Here is a 15596-nt window from a genome sequence, read left to right as displayed (position 1 = left end):
CTCCTTCCGTCGGCATCCATTCTGTCTGGCCGCCCGCGGGGACGCGAGCCGGACGGATGCCGACACGGCTCCCGCGACGAAACTGCCTGCCGGCGACGGTTGGGGCTCTGAGGGGCGAGGCTCGGCTCAGACGCCGCCGACGGCCCCCGAGCCGAAGGTCTGCGCGTCGCGGTGGGCGAGGATCTGGTTGACCTCGACCTGGTCGACCAGCGTCTCGTGCACCAGAGCCGCGTGCGGGATGTTCTTCAGCCGCAGCACCGGCTCGACGCCGTTCGAGAGCGAGAGGGTCCCGGCTCCCCACATCCGTTGCAGGATGCCGCGGCGCATCTGGATCGCGTATCCGCGTACGTGTGAGATCTCGCGACGGTTCGCTCCGAACGGTCCCGAGCGCTCGATCACGCGGCGCGTCGTGATGGTCCACGTGTGCGACAGCCACACGAGGTACGGAATCACGGTGAGCAGCAGCACGAGCAGGCCCGCCGCCGTCAGCAGCATCCAGTTCTCGTAGGGGGCGGGAAGGTTGTCGTAGTAGTAGGCCGTGGCCCCGGCGACCCCGATCAGCACGAGGGCCGACCAGAACAGCCGCCGCGCGTGCGAGCGCAGGCGCGCGATGCGCAACTCGGGCGCAGCCGTGCCCGGCGCCGGCGTGCGCGGGCGCCCGATCGAGTTCGACGGCTGGGTCACGGTCTCATTCTGCGAGACGGAGGCGCCCGTGTGCCGCCGCCACGCGGAGTGCCGCGCCGTCAGCGCACGTGGACGACGTCGCCGGCCGAGACGACGGTCTCGATGGTGCCGGCTTCGACGACGAGCCGTCCGTCGCGGTCCAGACGCGCGGCGGTGCCCTGGAGCGTCGACCCGTCGGGCAGGGCGACGGTGACCTCTCGTCCAACGGTGGCGCAGAGCTTCTCGATCTCGTGGTGGACGCGCTCGACGTCGTCGTGCACGAGACGGGCCAGGGTCTTGCCGAGATCCTCGAGGTAGTCGGCGAGCAGTCGGTCGTCGTCGCACTCCGCACCGATCGCGGCGAACGAGGTCGCGGTCGTCACCGGAAGATCGGTCCGGCCCATCCGGGTGTTGACGCCCGCCCCCACCACGACGGTGTCGGGTGCCCCGGGGACGACCTCGGCCAGGATGCCGCAGATCTTGCCCCCGTCGACGAGCACGTCGTTGGGCCACTTCAACTCGGCCGTCCCCCCGTGGCCGGTGAGCTGGGCGCGAACGGCGCGGGTCATGGCCGCACCGGCCGCGAGCGGGATCCACCCGCGCTGCTCCGCCGGGATCATCGTCGCATCGACGACGACCGAGACGGCGAGGGCGGTTCCGGCCGGGGCCGTCCAGGTTCGGTCGAGGCGCCCGCGCCCGGCGCGCTGGTCGTCGGTGACGAGGAGCGACAGGTGCGGCCAGCCGCCGGGGTCGGCCGCGACCGCGGCGATCACGTCGGCGTTCGTGGAGTCGGTCGTCTCGACGACCTGCACGCGGGGGCTGTGGGCGGCGGCTTGCGGGTATCCAGCGGCGGGGATCGGCATGAGCACACCCTAGGGAACGGCCGGGTTCCCGGCATCCGCTTGCGTTCTCCTTCGCGGCGCGACAGGGCGGGGCATAGGCGGATGCCACAGCACCCCGCGCATTCGCTTGTGCGCACCCTCCAACGCGGGCGGCGATGCGGTCGCTAGGGTGGAAAGCGTGACCGACCAGCCCGATCTCTTCACCACCGCCGGCAAGATCGCGGACCTCCGCAGCAGGTTCCAGGAGGCGGTCGTCGATGCCGAAGCCGCCGCTCGAGACAAGCAGCACGCGAAGGGCAAGCTCACCGCCCGCGAGCGCCTCGAGATGCTGGTCGACCCCGGCTCCTTCGTCGAGCTCGACGAGTACGTGCGCCACCGCACCACCGCCTTCGGCATGGACAAGTCCCGCCCCTACGGCGACTCCGTCGTCACCGGCACGGGCACGATCCACGGTCGGACGGTCGCGGTCTACGCGCAGGACTTCTCCACCTTCGGCGGCTCTCTCGGCGAGGTCGCCGGCGACAAGATCATCAAGGTGATGGAGCTGGCCCTGCGAAGCGGCATCCCCATCATCGGCATCCTGGACTCGGGCGGCGCCCGCATCCAAGAGGGCGTCGTGGCGCTCGGCAAGTACGGCGAGATCTTCCGGCTGAACACCGCGGCCTCCGGCGTCATCCCGCAGATCTCGATCATCATGGGCCCGGCCGCCGGTGGCGCGGTCTACTCCCCCGCCCTCACCGACTTCGTCATCATGGTCGACAAGACCAGCCAGATGTTCGTCACCGGCCCCGACGTGATCAAGACCGTCACCGGCGAAGACGTCGGCATGGAAGAACTCGGCGGCGCCCACACCCACAACACCCGCTCGGGCGTCGCGCATTACCTGGCCGACGACGAGGACGACGCGATCGACTACGCCCGCGGCCTCATCAGCTACCTCCCCGACAACAACCTCGCCGAGATCCCGGTCTACGACACCCCGTTCGAGTTCGAGACGACGGATGCCGATCGCTCGCTGAACACGGTCATCCCCGACTCCCCGAACCAGCCGTACGACATCCACACCGTCATCGACGGCATCGTGGATGCCGCCGAATTCCTCGAGGTGCAGCCGCTGTTCGCGCCGAACATCGTGATCGGCTTCGGTCGCATCGAGGGGCGCACGGTCGGCATCATCGCCAACCAGCCCTCGCAGATGGCCGGCACGTTGAACATCGACGCGGGCGAGAAGGCCAGCCGCTTCGTGCGTTTCTGCGACGCGTTCTCGGTGCCCATCGTGACCCTCGTCGACGTGCCCGGCTATCTCCCGGGCACCGATCAGGAGTGGACCGGCGTCATCCGCCGCGGCGCCAAGCTGCTGTACGCCTACGCCGAGGCCACCGTGCCCCTGGTCACCGTGATCCTGCGCAAGGCCTACGGCGGCGCGTACATCGTCATGGGCTCGAAGCAGCTCGGTGCCGACATCAACCTCGCGTGGCCGACCGCCGAGATCGCCGTCATGGGCGGCCAGGGCGCGGTGAACATCCTCTACCGCGGCGAGATCAAGCGCGCAGAGGAGGCCGGCGAAGACGTCGCCGCCGTGCGCACGCGCCTCGCGAACGAGTACACCTACAACGTGGCATCCCCGTTCCTGGCCGCCGAGCGCGGCGAGCTCGACGGGATCATCGAGCCGGCGCAGACGCGCGTGTCGATCGCCAAGGCGCTTCGGGCCCTGCGCAACAAGCGCGCGAGCCTGCCCGCGAAGAAGCACGGGAACATCCCGCTGTGAGCGACGCCCCCCGTACCGACGACCCCCGCCCGTTCGTGGCGGAGGTCGTGCGCGGCACGCCCACCGAGGAGGAGCTGGCCGCGGCGATCGTCGTGGTCAGCGACGCGTACGTCCGCGAGGTGGCCGACGCCACCGTCCCCGACGACACTCCGCGCTCGCGCTGGGAGTTGTCGGCGCGGGGCCTGCGCGCCCCGCTGAACCGCACCGCGGGATGGCACGGTTTCACCGGCTGACACCTGTTCGAACTGTCCCCCGAAATACCTACAGACGGGCGGGAGACACTGCCGAATACTGGAGGAGCTGGAACGCATCACGCGTTCGGTCGGACCGCTCACTCGAGCCGGATTCGGCCGTGCGGACGGTTTTCGGGTAACCGTTCGCCCGGGTGAGGGGCTGGCGCATTCGCCGCCCCTCACCCTCATCCTCTTCCCCCGCGGAGGGCATGGCGGCGCCGACGGACCCCCCTCACGTCGCCGCCGCCGGCCGCGCGCGGTGCGAGTTCGACGTGTGCGGCGCGGGGTCTTCTCGGATCAGCGAACGGCACCCCTCGGGTCGCCGTCAGCGCGGGCGACGGATCTCTCGCCAGAGGTCGACCTGATCGTCGTCTCCCCCGGCGCTGTCGCCGGCGGAGCGCCCCACGATCGTCACGGCGATCTCGTGGTGCGGCGACGTGCGGATGATCACCCGCTCCGACGACGCCTCGCGGAGGATCTCGGCCAGCTCGGCACGGATGCCGTTCAGGGCGCCGACACCGAGCCCCTCCAGACCCCCCTCGTCGAAGAGGCTGACCGCGGAGCCGCGGCGCCTCGCGGCGTCGATCTCGGCGCGGACGCCGTCGTCGAGGAGCCGGTTTCCGCGCAGTTCATCGCGCAGGCTCGCCTCGGCGTGCCGGGCCGCCTGTTTGTCCGCGGCACGCAGATTGCCGCCGTTCTCGATGGTGCGGGCGAGGATCGGACCCGCCGCCTGCAGGGCCCGCTGCACGTGCAGCCGACGCTCGCGCTGACGACCGCTCTGCGAAGCCTGCCAGGCGGATGCCGCCTGCTGGAGCTCCGCGAGGTGCTCGGCGTCGCGGGCCGCGCGATCGAGGGCGATGGTCACGAGCTGCGCCGCCGTGACCCAGACGATCGAGCCCACGAGGCCCAGGCTGAGCGCCTGGAGCGGCCCGAGCCAGAAGGACGTCGAGACGGTCAGGACCAGCGTGCCGACCCAGGCGACGATCGGACGGCGCCGCACCATGACGATGGTCATGAGCGCACCGACGCCGCCGATCACCCAGGTGACGAACGGCTGCGTGCGACCGGCCTCGGTGACGGCGAGGAACGGCGCGTTCGAGACGATCACCGCGACGAAGAGGGCGAGGGTGACGCCCCACGCGGGGAGCCGCGCCCGCGTCGCCGACGACGACTGCCCCCGCCTGTCGCGGGCACCGATCGCGAAGATCCACAACCACGTCACGGGGAGGTAGATCACCAGCGCCGCAACGATCAGCCATCCGCGCACGACGGTCTCGGGCGAGGTCCAGATGAGGCCGCGCGCGGCGAGATAGGCGGTGAAGGCCAGGCCGATGACCGAGAGGATGGAGCGGACGGTCACCAGCGGTCACCGCTCTCCCACTCGAGGGTCACGGTCGTTCCGCCTGCGTGGGAGTCGATCTCGCTGCGACCGCCGACGGCGGCGAGCCGCGCGTCGATCGAGCCGCGGATGCCGAGCCGATCGGCCGGGATCGAAGCGATGTCGAAACCGGGTCCGGTATCGCGCACCCGCACCGAGACGCTCCCCGGCGAGGCATAGCCGGTCAATTGCACGGTGAGGCCCTGCGCGTCGGCGTGCTGTACCGCGTTCGCGACCGCCTGCATCGCCGCGAGGACGAGCGCGCGCGCGATGCGGCCCGGCACGTACGGCGTGCCCTCGTCGACGTGACGGACCACGGTCAGATCGACCCCGAGGTCCCGAGCGGACGCCTCGATGTCCTCGGCCAGACGCAGCGCGGAGACGGGCTCGTCGCTGCCCTCCAGAGAGTCCTTCTCGGCGTTGGCCAGTCGCGTCAGCGCCTCGCGGGCCATGCTGACCGCCAGCGTGCGCTCACGGGGGGTGGTCGCGCGGTCGGCCGCCAGCAGGGCCCCCAGCACGCTGTCGTGCATGAGGGCGGCCACGGCGACGCGCTCGTGCTCCGTCGCGGCGGTGGCGGCCGCTGCGGCGTAGCTGGTCACCGCCGAGGCGCGAGCCTGATCCACGTTCGCGGCGATGGAGCGGTACATCCAGCCGAGCGTCACCAGGACGCTGCCCAGGATGAGCGCGAACGAGACGTCCAGGGCGATCGGGACGAAGAACTCGCTGCGTCCGCCGGCCTGCAGCAGGCGGACCACGCCGAACAGAAGCGGCGCCGCGACCGTCCATACGACCTGCAACGACAGGGGGAAAGCGACCACGGTCGCGACGGTGGCGACGTTGACCAGGTAGAAGATCCACGGGTTCTCGGTGGGGACGGGCGTGGGTCCCCCGGCCGTGGCAACCGGCCAGAGCGTCAGCGCGAGCATGAAGACGACCGCGAACACGCCCGAGAACACCCGCGCGAAGCGCCCCACGGTGCACGCGGCGATCATGGCCACCAGCGGGACGAAGACCGAGAGCACGAGCGGAATGTGCCACCCGGCGGCCTCGTCTCCGGGCCCGAACGCCGCGACGAAGGCCTGGAGCCCCAGCACGAGCGAGCCCGGCCCCACGATGAGGGTGATGACGCGCTCGATGCGCGTCTGCGTGAACGCCCCCTGCTCCGCCTGCCCCTCGCGCGTGTGCGGGATGCGTCCCCACGCCTCGTCGAGCACGGACCGATGGTTCTCAGCCATGGAGTGGAGCGTCATCGGGTGCGTCCTGCAGGATGCCGTCTTCCATGGCCCGTCGCAGCAGATCGACCTTGGTCGGTGCCGGACGCCCCACCTCGACGTACTTCACGCGGACGCGGGTGATGTTCTCCTTGGCGGTGGAGTACGCAACGCCCAGTCGATCGGCGACCGCCTTCAGCGGCAAACCGGCGGCGTACAGACGCAGGACCTCTCGCTCGCGGGTCGAGAGCTGCGCGTCGGCGAACTCGCGATCGCCCTCGACGGCGCTGGCCCACTCGACGTTGTCGAGCACCTCTCCGCGGGCCACGGTGCTGATGGCGCCGAGCACCTCGTGCGTCGGCGACGACTTGCTGACGATCCCTGCGGCTCCGGCGGCGAGCGCCTCGCGCACCGCCGCAGCGCGGTCGGCGACGCTGTGGATGATGACGCTCGAGCCGTCGCGGACGACACGGTCGACGTTCTCCGAGACGGTCGTGCCGTCTCCGAGCGTCAGATCGAGCACGACGACGTCGGCGGGGGTGGCCGCGGCGGCCTGCCTCCACGAGAGGTACGAGGCGACGTTCGCGCCCGAGAAGACGACCTCGGTGGCTTCGGTGCGCGCGAGAGCGGCCTCCAGCCCGAGTCGGACCGATTCGTGGTCATCGATCAAGGCGACGCGCGTCATCCCCACATCGTATCGGCGCGGGGGCAGGCGGGGCGGGAGCGTTCTCGCGGTCCGGCGCGTCAGCGGCGCAGGACCGTGACAGCTTCGACGTGATGCGAGTTCGGGAACAGGTCCACACCCCGGATGCCACGCTCCGCCCGATAACCGAGCTCCGCGAACAGCGCCAGATCACGGGCGAGGGCGACGGGATCGCACGCGACGTAGACGACCGCCGAGGGAGAGAGCGCGGCGATGCCCTCCACCGCCGCGCGGCCGGCACCCGCACGCGGCGGATCCAGCAGCACGACGCCGCGCTCCAGGCGCGCGCGCTCGCGCTCCGACGCACCGGCGGCGAGGGTCTTCACGTAGCGGTCGACCCGCGCGGTCTCGGCGCGCGCGCCGACCCACTCGGCGAGGTTCTCTCCGGCGTGCTCCGTCGCACGGGGGTCGGACTCCACGCTGACCACGCGCGTGGACGCCCCGCCCAGCTCGGCGAGGGATGCGGCGAAGAGCCCGACCCCGCCGTAGAGGTCGAGGTGCATCGCCTCGGGGTCGAGCTCGCCCACCGAGGCGTGCAGTTCCGTCTTCACGAGAGAGGTCAGGGTGTGCGCGGCGAGGCGGTGCACCTGCCAGAAACCCCCGGCATCGACCCGGAAGACGCGCTCGCCCACGATCTCTTCGACGACCTCGGGTGCGGCGCTCGAGCGCTCGCCGTCGGGACGGGGAAGCACGCGGACGCGTCCGTCGGTCGGCTGGACGAGGTCGATGCGCCCGGGCCGTGCTCCCGCGCGGACCTCGGCGGCCGCGCGGGCGATCGCCTCGGTCGCGAGGGGGAGGTCGGGGGTCTCGACGACGTGGTGCGAGCGTGCGGCGTACGCGCCGACGCGACCTTCGTCGTCGACGTGGAGGCTCACGCGCGTGCGCCATCCGGTTCCATCGGCGGTCTCGGGGCGATCCGCATCTCCGGCGGGACGCAGATCGATCGGCAGCTCGAGGCGGCCGACGCGCTCCATCGCCTCGCGCACGACGCGCTCCTTCAGCACGCGCTGATGCGACAGGTCGATGTGGCCGAACTCGGCACCGCCCACGCGCTCCGCGGGATCGACGTCGATGCCGGCCGAACGCCACACGTGCGGACGACGCTCGGCAGCGGCATCCACGACTTCGACGGCCTCGGCGCGCCAGAACGCCTTCTTGCGCGTGTCGGTGAGCCGCGCGCGGACGCGCTCGCCCGGCAGCGTGTCGGATACGAAGACGACGCGCCCCTCGTGCCGCCCGACGAACACACCGCCGTGGGCGATACCGGTGATGTCGAGTTCGATGAGGTCGCCGTCGTGCATGCTCCGAGCCTGTCACATGCGGCCGGGAGAGCACCCGGCGGTCGGGCGAGACAGCGCGCCGAGGCCGCCGAAAAGGGCTCGCGCCCGCGCCGACGGGGTCGCGAGCCGGCGCGAACCGCCGACGCCGAGCGCGCTCGTGGGTAGCGTTGTCGTATGCGCGTGTGCCTGGCATCCACCTCTCCCGCCCGCCTGATGCTGCTGCGGCAGGCGGGGATCGAGCCCGAAGCGCGCGCACCGCAGGTCGACGAGGAGGCCGTGGTCGCCGAGGTCGAGGCCGCCGAGGGGCGACGTCTTCCCGCGACGGAGCACGTCCTGCTGCTCGCGCGCCGCAAGGCCGAGGACGTCGCCCGGCGACTGCACGCCGAGGAGCCCGACTTCGACGGGTTCGTCATCGGCGGCGACTCCATGTTCGCGCTCGGCGACGAGATCCTCGGCAAGCCCTACACTCCCGAGGCGGCGACCGCACGCTGGCTCGACATGCGCGGGCGCACCGGCGTGCTGCACTCCGGCCACAGCGTGTTCCGCCTCTCCCCCGGCAGCGAGCCGCGTGAGGCACACGCCGTGGCGGAGGCGTCGGTGACCTTCGCCGACGACGTCGACGAGGACGAGATCGCCGCCTACGTCGCCAGCGGCGAGCCTCTGCTCGTGGCGGGGGCCTTCACGGTCGACAGCCTCGGCGGCGCCTTCATCGAGCGCGTCGAGGGCGACCCCTCCACGGTGGTCGGGATGTCGCTGTCAACCATTCGTCGTCTCGTGCGGGAACTCGGCGGTTCGTGGACCGCGCTGTGGAACCGTTCGTAGACTCCCCCACACGTTTTTCGGCGTTTCTTGTCGAGGAGGGTCAAAAAGCAGGGGTGCCCCCTCGCTAGGCTGGGAGGATGCCGAAGATCGCCAAGGTCCTTGTCGCCAACCGCGGCGAGATCGCCGTCCGAGTCATCCGCGCCGCCCGTGATTCGGGGAAGGCCTCCGTCGCCGTCTACGCCGATCAGGACCGTGACGCTCTGCACACCCGCCTCGCCGACGAGGCGTACGCCCTGGACGGGGCGACGAGTGCCGACACCTACCTGTCGATCGAGAAGATCCTCTCGGTCGCCCGCCGCTCCGGCGCCGACGCCGTCCACCCCGGCTACGGCTTCCTCGCCGAGAACGCCGACTTCGCCCGCGCCGTGATCGGCGCCGGCCTCGTGTGGATCGGCCCCTCCCCCGATGCCATCGAGGCCCTCGGCGACAAGGTCACGGCGCGTCACGTCGCCGAGAAGGTCGGCGCACCGCTGGCCCCCGGAACCCCCGGCCCCGTCTCGGGTGCCGACGAGGTCATCGCCTTCGCCGAGCAGGTGGGCCTGCCCATCGCCATCAAGGCCGCATACGGCGGCGGCGGCCGCGGGCTCAAGGTCGCCCGCGAGCTCGACGAGGTCGCCGAGATGTTCGAGTCGGCCACGCGCGAGGCGGTCGCCGCCTTCGGTCGCGGCGAGTGCTTCGTTGAGAAGTACCTCGACAAGCCGCGGCACGTCGAGACCCAGTGCCTCGCGGATGCCGCCGGCAACGTCGTCGTCGTCTCGACCCGCGACTGCTCGCTACAGCGCCGTCACCAGAAGCTGGTGGAGGAGGCCCCGGCCCCCTTCCTCAGCGACGAGCAGAACGCGGTGCTGTACTCGGCATCCAAGGCCATCCTGAAAGAGGTCGGCTACGTCGGCGCGGGCACCTGCGAGTTCCTCATCGGCGCGGACGGCACCATCTCGTTCCTCGAGGTCAACACGCGCCTGCAGGTCGAGCACCCCGTGTCCGAGGAGGTCACCGGGATCGATCTGGTGCGCGAGCAGTTCCGCATCGCCGAGGGCGAGGAGCTCGGCTACGACGACCCCGCGCCGACCGGCCACTCGATCGAGTTCCGCATCAACGGCGAGGACCCGGGCCGCGGGTTCCTGCCTCAGCCCGGCCCCATCCACGTCTTCAAGACGTTCGGCGGTCCCGGCATCCGTCTCGACTCCGGCGTGACCGCCGGCGACAGCGTCTCGGGCGCCTTCGACTCTCTGCTGGCGAAGATCATCGTCACCGGTCGCGACCGCGCCGAGGCCCTCGAGCGCGCCCGCCGCGCCCTCGACGAGTTCGAGGTCGCCGGCATGCCGACCGTGATCCCCTTCCACCGCAAGGTCGTTCGCGACCCCGCCTTCACCGCTGAGGACGGCGAGTTCGGCGTCTTTACGCGCTGGATCGAGACCGAGTTCGTCAACGACATTCCCGCGTGGGACGGCGAGCTCGAAGCTCCCGCCGCCGCACCCGGCCGCCACACCGTGGTCGTCGAGGTCGGTGGCAAGCGCCTCGAGGTGAGCCTGCCCGACCGCATCACCGCTGCCGCTCCCCAGGTGGGCCGCCCGGCCGTCGCTCCCCCCACGCGCCGCTCGCACGGGGCGTCGCCCACCGCCGGAGCCACCGGAGACGCGGTCAAGTCGCCCATGCAGGCCACGATCGTCAAGGTCGCCGTCGAGGAGGGCCAGCAGGTCGTCAAGGGCGACCTGGTCGTCGTGCTCGAGGCGATGAAGATGGAGCAGCCGATCCAGGCCCACAAGGACGGCACGGTCGCGGGCATCGACGCCGCCCCCGGCACCACCGTCTCGGCCGGTCACCAGTTGCTGCTGATCAGCTGACGTCGCGCTCCGATCGACCGGCGCCGCGCTCCCTCGGGGGCGCGGCGCCGTCGTTCGTCTCCGGCGTCGTCCCCCGTCGCCCCACCTCACGCAGAAACGCTCTCCGCGCGCAGAAACACGAGCACAACACGTTTCCGTGCCCAGAAAGCGTTTATGCGTCAGCCAAACCCCTCGGGACGGCCACCGGGCGACGGATGCCGCAAGCCCACAGCCTCCGCGCTCAGTCGTCGCCGGGGCCTCTCCCCCACGCATAAACGCGATCCCCACGCAGAAACACGAGCACAACGCGTTTCCGTGCGCAGGAAGCGTTTATGCGTCGCCCCCCCGGGACGACCACCCGGCGACGGATACCGCTAGCCCACAGCCTCCGCGCTCAGTCGTCGCCGGGGCCTCTCCCTCACGCAGAAACGCTTTCCCCACGCAGAAACACGAGCACAACCCGTTTCCGCACGCAGGAAGCGTTTATGCGTCGCCCAGAACCCGCGGGACGACCACCCGACGACGGATGCCGCTAGCCCACAGCATCCGCGCTCAGTCGTCGCCGGGGCCTCTCCCCCACGCAGAAACGCGATCCCCACGCAGAAACACGAGCACAATGCGTTTCCGTGCGCAGGAAGCGTTTATGCGTCAGCCAGAGCCCGCGGGACGACCACCCGACGACGGATGCCGTAAGCCCACGGCATCCGCACCGCTCAGTCCTCGCCGGGGTCGTCGCGGTCGACGATGTGCATGGCGCGGGCGGCGTCGGTGATGCTCGACGTGAGCGAGGGGTACACGGCGAACACGCGCGCGACCTGGTCCACGGTCAGGCGGCGCTCGACGGCGATCGCGATCGGGTAGATGAGCTCCGACGCCTTGGGGCCGACGATCACGCCGCCCATCACGGTGCCGCTGCCCTCGCGGGCGATGAGCTTGACGAAGCCGTCGGTGATGCCCTGCATCTTGGCGCGGGGGTTCGCCGAGAGCGGGAGCTTGCGTACCTTGCCGGCGATGCGCCCCTCGATGACGTCCTGCTCGCTGAAGCCGACCGTGGCGATCTCGGGCGCGGTGAAGATGTTCGCGGTGATGCGGCGGGTCTCGAGCGGGATGACGACATCGCCCAGCGCGTGGAAGATGGCCTGACGGCCCTGCATCGAGGCGACGGATGCCAGGGGGTAGAAGTTCGTGCAGTCGCCGGCGGCGTAGATGTTGGGCACCGAGGTGCGGGCGACGCGGTTGACGCGGATGTGCCCCGACGGGGTCATCTGCACGCCCGCCTGCTCGAGACCGAGGCCGGCGGTGTTGGGGATCGAGCCGACCGCCATGAGACAGTGGCTGCCCTCGATCGTGCGTCCGTCGGCGAGGGTGACGACCACCCCGTCGCCGGTGTTCACGACCGAATCGGCCCGCGCCTTCGACAGCAGCGTCATGCCGCCGCGCTGGAAGACGCGTTCGAGGACGGCCGCGGCATCCTGATCCTCACCGGGGAGCACCTGGTCGCGGCTCGAGACGAGCGTGACCTTCGCGCCGAGGTTCATGTAGGCCGAGGCGAACTCCGCACCCGTCACGCCCGAGCCGACCACGATCAGGTGGGAGGGCACCGACTTCATGTTGTACAGCTGCGTCCACGTGAGGATGCGCTCGCCGTCGGGCTGGGCCGAGGGGAGCTCCCGGGGCGAGGCACCGACCGAGACGACGAGGGTCTCGGCCTCGATGCGATCGAAGTCCGTGCCGCCGGCCTCGGTCGAGACGACCACGGCGCCGTTGCCGTCGAGCCGGCCGTGGCCGGAGATGATGCGCACGCCCGCCTCGAGGAGCGAGGAGCGCATGTCGTCGGACTGCTGACGGGCGAGGGACAGCAGACGCTGGTTGACGGCGGCGAGGTTGATCGCGACCTCGGGGGTCAGGGGCTTGCCCCGGTCGTCCTTGGCGAACAGCTGCACGCCGAGGCTGCTGGCGTTGCGGATGGCGACGGCCGCATCGGCGGTGGCGATGAGGGTCTTGGAGGGCACGACGTCGGTGATGACGGCCGAGCCGCCCACGCCGGCGCGCTCGACGAGGGTGACGTCGGCACCGAGCTGGGCCGCCGACAGAGCGGCCTCGTACCCGCCGGGGCCGCCGCCCACGATCGCGACGGACTGCTTGCGCTCGAAGCTCTGCACCATGGCATCCATTCTGTCAGCGCCGGGTGGGTGCCGATGCGCCACTCGGCCCGCCCGGCCCGCCCGCCCGGCCCGCCCGACACGATCGACACGGTTGCCTGCCGTCTGGCCCGCGGGCCCCGCAGTTTCTAGAGTGGGGGAATGTCCAACAGCACTTCTCACCCGCTCGATGACCCGGCGGTCGACCCGTTCGAGGTCGCCACGGCCGCAGCGGCCGACATCGCCCGTCTCTCGGGCGTCGAGCACCACGACATCGCCGTGACCCTCGGGTCGGGCTGGGGCCGCGCCGCCGAACTCATCGGCGAAGAGACGGCGTCGTTCCCGGCCACCGAGGTCACCGGCTTCAGCAAGCCCGCTCTCGAGGGGCACGTCGGCACGCTCCGCAGCGTCCGCACCCCGGGCGGTAAGAACGTGCTCGTCATCGGCGCGCGCACGCACTACTACGAGGGCCACGGCGTCCGACGGGTCGTGCACAGCGTGCGCACGGCCGCGGCGACGGGCGCGACCACGATGATCCTCACCAACGGGGCCGGCGGCATCCGCGAGACGTGGAAGCCCGGTCAACCCGTGCTCATCAGCGACCACATCAACCTCACCGCCGACTCGCCGCTCGAGGGCGCGACCTTCGTCGACCTCACCGACCTGTACTCCAAGCGCCTGCGCGCGATCGCGCGCGAGATCGACCCCACGCTCGACGAGGGCGTCTACACGCAGTTCCGAGGGCCCCACTACGAGACCCCCGCCGAGGTGCAGATGGCCAAGGCCATCGGCGGCCACATCGTCGGGATGTCCACGGCCCTCGAGGCCATCGCGGCACGCCAGGCGGGCATGGAGATCCTCGGCTTCTCGCTCATCACGAACCTGGCCGCCGGCATCCAGCAGACCCCGCTCAGCCACGCCGAGGTGCTCGAAGCCGGCCGCGAGGCCGAGCCGGTCATCTCGGCGCTGCTGGCCCGCGTGATCGGCTCGCTGTGAGCGAGTACCTGTCCGCCGCCCGCGCCTGGCTCGCGCAGGACCCGGATGCCGTGACCCGTGACGAGCTGACACAGCTCATCGCACGCGTCGAGGGCGGGGATGCCGAGGCGACCGCCGACCTCGAGGACCGCTTCGCGACCCGTCTGGCCTTCGGCACCGCCGGGCTGCGCGGCACTCTCGGGGCGGGATCGAACCGCATGAACCGTGTGCTCGTGGCCCAGGCCGCCGCGGGCTTCGCCGCGTACCTGAACGAGCGCTCGTCCGGCGAGGCGCCGACCGTCGTGGTCGGCTACGACGGTCGGCGCAACTCCGACGTGTTCGCGCGCGACTCGGTCGAGATCTTCGCCGGGGCGGGCCTGAATGCGATCCTGCTGCCCCGACTGCTGCCCACTCCCGTACTCGCCTTCGCGGTGCGGCACCTGGGCGCCGATGCCGGCGTGATGGTCACCGCCAGCCATAACCCGCCGGACGACAACGGGTACAAGGTCTACCTCGGCGGCGACGACCAGGGCGCTCAGATCGTGTCGCCGGCCGACGCCGAGATCGCCGCCCACATCCAGCGCATCGCCGACGCCGGTGACGTCACGGTGCTACCGCGCTCGGTCGGGTACGCCAACGCCCCCGAGTCCGTCGTCGAGGCGTACATCGCGTCCACCGCCGAGGTGGCCCCGGCGCCCGCGGGAGCCTCGGGACTGCGCTGGGCGTACACCGCGATGCACGGCGTGGGATGGGAGACCTTCTCGCGCGTGCTGACGCAGGCCGGATACCCCGCGCCGGTGCTCGTCGAGGCGCAGATCCACCCCGACGGACGCTTCCCGACGGTGGCCTTCCCCAATCCCGAGGAACCCGGCGCGATGGACCTCGCGTTCGAGACGGCGCGGGTGTCCGACGCCGAGCTGGTCATCGCGAACGATCCGGATGCCGACCGCCTCGCCGTCGCGATCCCGGATGCCGAGACCGAGGGCGGATGGCGCCGGTTGAGCGGCAACGAGATCGGTCTGCTGTTGGGCTGGCGTGCGGCGCGCGCCGCGGCCTCGGCCGGAACGGGCGGCACTCTGGCCTGCTCTCTCGTCTCGTCGCCCGGTCTGCAGGCGGTGGCCGAGCACTACGGTCTCGACTTCCGCGCGACGCTCACCGGGTTCAAGTGGATCTCGCGTGCACCGGGGATCGTCTTCGGCTTCGAGGAGGCGCTGGGCTACCTCGTGAACCCCGACGTCGTCCGCGACAAGGACGGGATCTCCGCCGCGATCGCACTGCTGGGCATGGCCGCCGACGCCCGAGCCCAGGGCCGGACCGTCGCGGACCTGCTCCGTGAGTTCCGGGAGACGTTCGAGGCCTTTGCGAGCGACCAGATCTCGATCCGGGTCACCGATGTGAGCGAGATCGCCGGGATCATGGCATCCCTGCGTGCTCATCCGCCCGTCGCGGTCGGCGAGGTCGGCGTGAGCCGCATCGACGATCTGCTCCTCGGGGTGGACGGGCTGCCGCCCGGCGACGTGCTGCGCCTGTGGCTCGAGGACGGCTCGCGCCTGATCGTTCGCCCCAGCGGCACCGAGCCGAAGCTCAAGCTGTACCTCGATGTACACGCGGGTTCGGCCAAGAAGGCCAATCGTCGTCTGACGGCGCTGCGCGCCGGCGCCGAGGAGTTGCTCGTCGCCGCACGTAGCTGACGAGCGTCGTCCCGCGTCCGGATCACGGACGCGGGACGACGACGTCGGTCGGCGTGCGCCCCGTAG

The 15596-nt window shown here is 71.3% G+C and carries 13 protein-coding genes; 6 read left to right on the top strand and 7 right to left on the bottom strand.

Annotation, left to right across the window (positions count from 1 at the left end):
• Nucleotides 1–126: 126 nt before the first annotated feature.
• On the bottom strand, nucleotides 127–684 hold the full coding sequence (locus tag QE416_RS09185; protein ID WP_267786346.1) for a PH domain-containing protein: 558 nt from the start codon (nucleotides 682–684) through the stop codon (nucleotides 127–129).
• Between the two features lie 59 nt (nucleotides 685–743).
• Nucleotides 744–1526, bottom strand: a complete 783-nt coding sequence (locus QE416_RS09180) for a biotin--[acetyl-CoA-carboxylase] ligase (RefSeq protein ID WP_307315493.1) — start codon at nucleotides 1524–1526, stop codon at nucleotides 744–746.
• Between the two features lie 157 nt (nucleotides 1527–1683).
• On the opposite strand from QE416_RS09180, the gene QE416_RS09175 reads away from it, so the two are divergent.
• Both QE416_RS09175 and QE416_RS09170 read left to right on the top strand, forming a co-directional pair.
• A complete protein-coding gene (locus tag QE416_RS09175) occupies nucleotides 1684–3273 on the top strand; it encodes an acyl-CoA carboxylase subunit beta (protein ID WP_373458845.1) in 1590 nt (529 codons plus the stop codon).
• A complete protein-coding gene (locus QE416_RS09170) occupies nucleotides 3270–3506 on the top strand; it encodes an acyl-CoA carboxylase subunit epsilon (protein ID WP_210072129.1) in 237 nt (78 codons plus the stop codon). The genes QE416_RS09175 and QE416_RS09170 overlap by 4 nt, the downstream gene beginning before the upstream one ends.
• Before the next feature lie 325 nt (nucleotides 3507–3831).
• On the opposite strand, the gene QE416_RS09165 is transcribed toward QE416_RS09170, so the two are convergent.
• From QE416_RS09165 to QE416_RS09150, 4 genes are read right to left on the bottom strand one after another with little or no spacing between them, the layout of a single operon-like run.
• Nucleotides 3832–4866: a hypothetical protein gene (locus QE416_RS09165; RefSeq protein WP_307315490.1), complete on the bottom strand. Its 1035-nt coding sequence runs from the start codon at nucleotides 4864–4866 to the stop codon at nucleotides 3832–3834.
• Entirely contained in the window at nucleotides 4863–6119 is a 1257-nt protein-coding gene (locus QE416_RS09160; RefSeq protein ID WP_307315488.1) for a sensor histidine kinase, read from the bottom strand. Before QE416_RS09160 ends, QE416_RS09165 begins: the two co-directional genes overlap by 4 nt.
• On the bottom strand, nucleotides 6112–6780 hold the full coding sequence (locus tag QE416_RS09155; protein WP_210072132.1) for a response regulator transcription factor: 669 nt from the start codon (nucleotides 6778–6780) through the stop codon (nucleotides 6112–6114). Before QE416_RS09155 ends, QE416_RS09160 begins: the two co-directional genes overlap by 8 nt.
• 59 nt (nucleotides 6781–6839) lie before the next feature.
• Nucleotides 6840–8099, bottom strand: coding sequence for a class I SAM-dependent RNA methyltransferase (locus QE416_RS09150; RefSeq protein ID WP_307315484.1), 1260 nt, complete (start codon nucleotides 8097–8099; stop codon nucleotides 6840–6842).
• 153 nt (nucleotides 8100–8252) lie between these two features.
• Here QE416_RS09150 and QE416_RS09145 point away from each other — a divergent pair, with 153 nt between their 5' ends.
• Both QE416_RS09145 and QE416_RS09140 read left to right on the top strand, forming a co-directional pair.
• Nucleotides 8253–8900 (top strand): nucleoside triphosphate pyrophosphatase, encoded by a 648-nt coding sequence (locus QE416_RS09145; protein ID WP_210072134.1) that lies wholly within the window; start codon nucleotides 8253–8255, stop codon nucleotides 8898–8900.
• Between the two features lie 77 nt (nucleotides 8901–8977).
• A complete protein-coding gene (locus QE416_RS09140) occupies nucleotides 8978–10744 on the top strand; it encodes a biotin carboxylase N-terminal domain-containing protein (RefSeq protein ID WP_307315481.1) in 1767 nt (588 codons plus the stop codon).
• 692 nt (nucleotides 10745–11436) lie between these two features.
• On the opposite strand, the gene QE416_RS09135 is transcribed toward QE416_RS09140, so the two are convergent.
• A complete protein-coding gene (locus QE416_RS09135) occupies nucleotides 11437–12897 on the bottom strand; it encodes an NAD(P)H-quinone dehydrogenase (RefSeq protein WP_307315478.1) in 1461 nt (486 codons plus the stop codon).
• Nucleotides 12898–13026: 129 nt separating this feature from the next.
• On the opposite strand from QE416_RS09135, the gene QE416_RS09130 reads away from it, so the two are divergent.
• On the top strand, nucleotides 13027–13860 hold the full coding sequence (locus QE416_RS09130; RefSeq protein ID WP_307315476.1) for a purine-nucleoside phosphorylase: 834 nt from the start codon (nucleotides 13027–13029) through the stop codon (nucleotides 13858–13860).
• Entirely contained in the window at nucleotides 13857–15530 is a 1674-nt protein-coding gene (locus QE416_RS09125) for a phospho-sugar mutase (RefSeq protein ID WP_307315473.1), read from the top strand. Before QE416_RS09130 ends, QE416_RS09125 begins: the two co-directional genes overlap by 4 nt.
• Nucleotides 15531–15596: the final 66 nt, after the last annotated feature.

The organism is Microbacterium sp. SORGH_AS_0421 (assembly GCF_030818635.1).
Lineage (GTDB): Bacteria > Actinomycetota > Actinomycetes > Actinomycetales > Microbacteriaceae > Microbacterium.
This window is presented reverse-complemented; position numbering and strand designations above follow the sequence as displayed.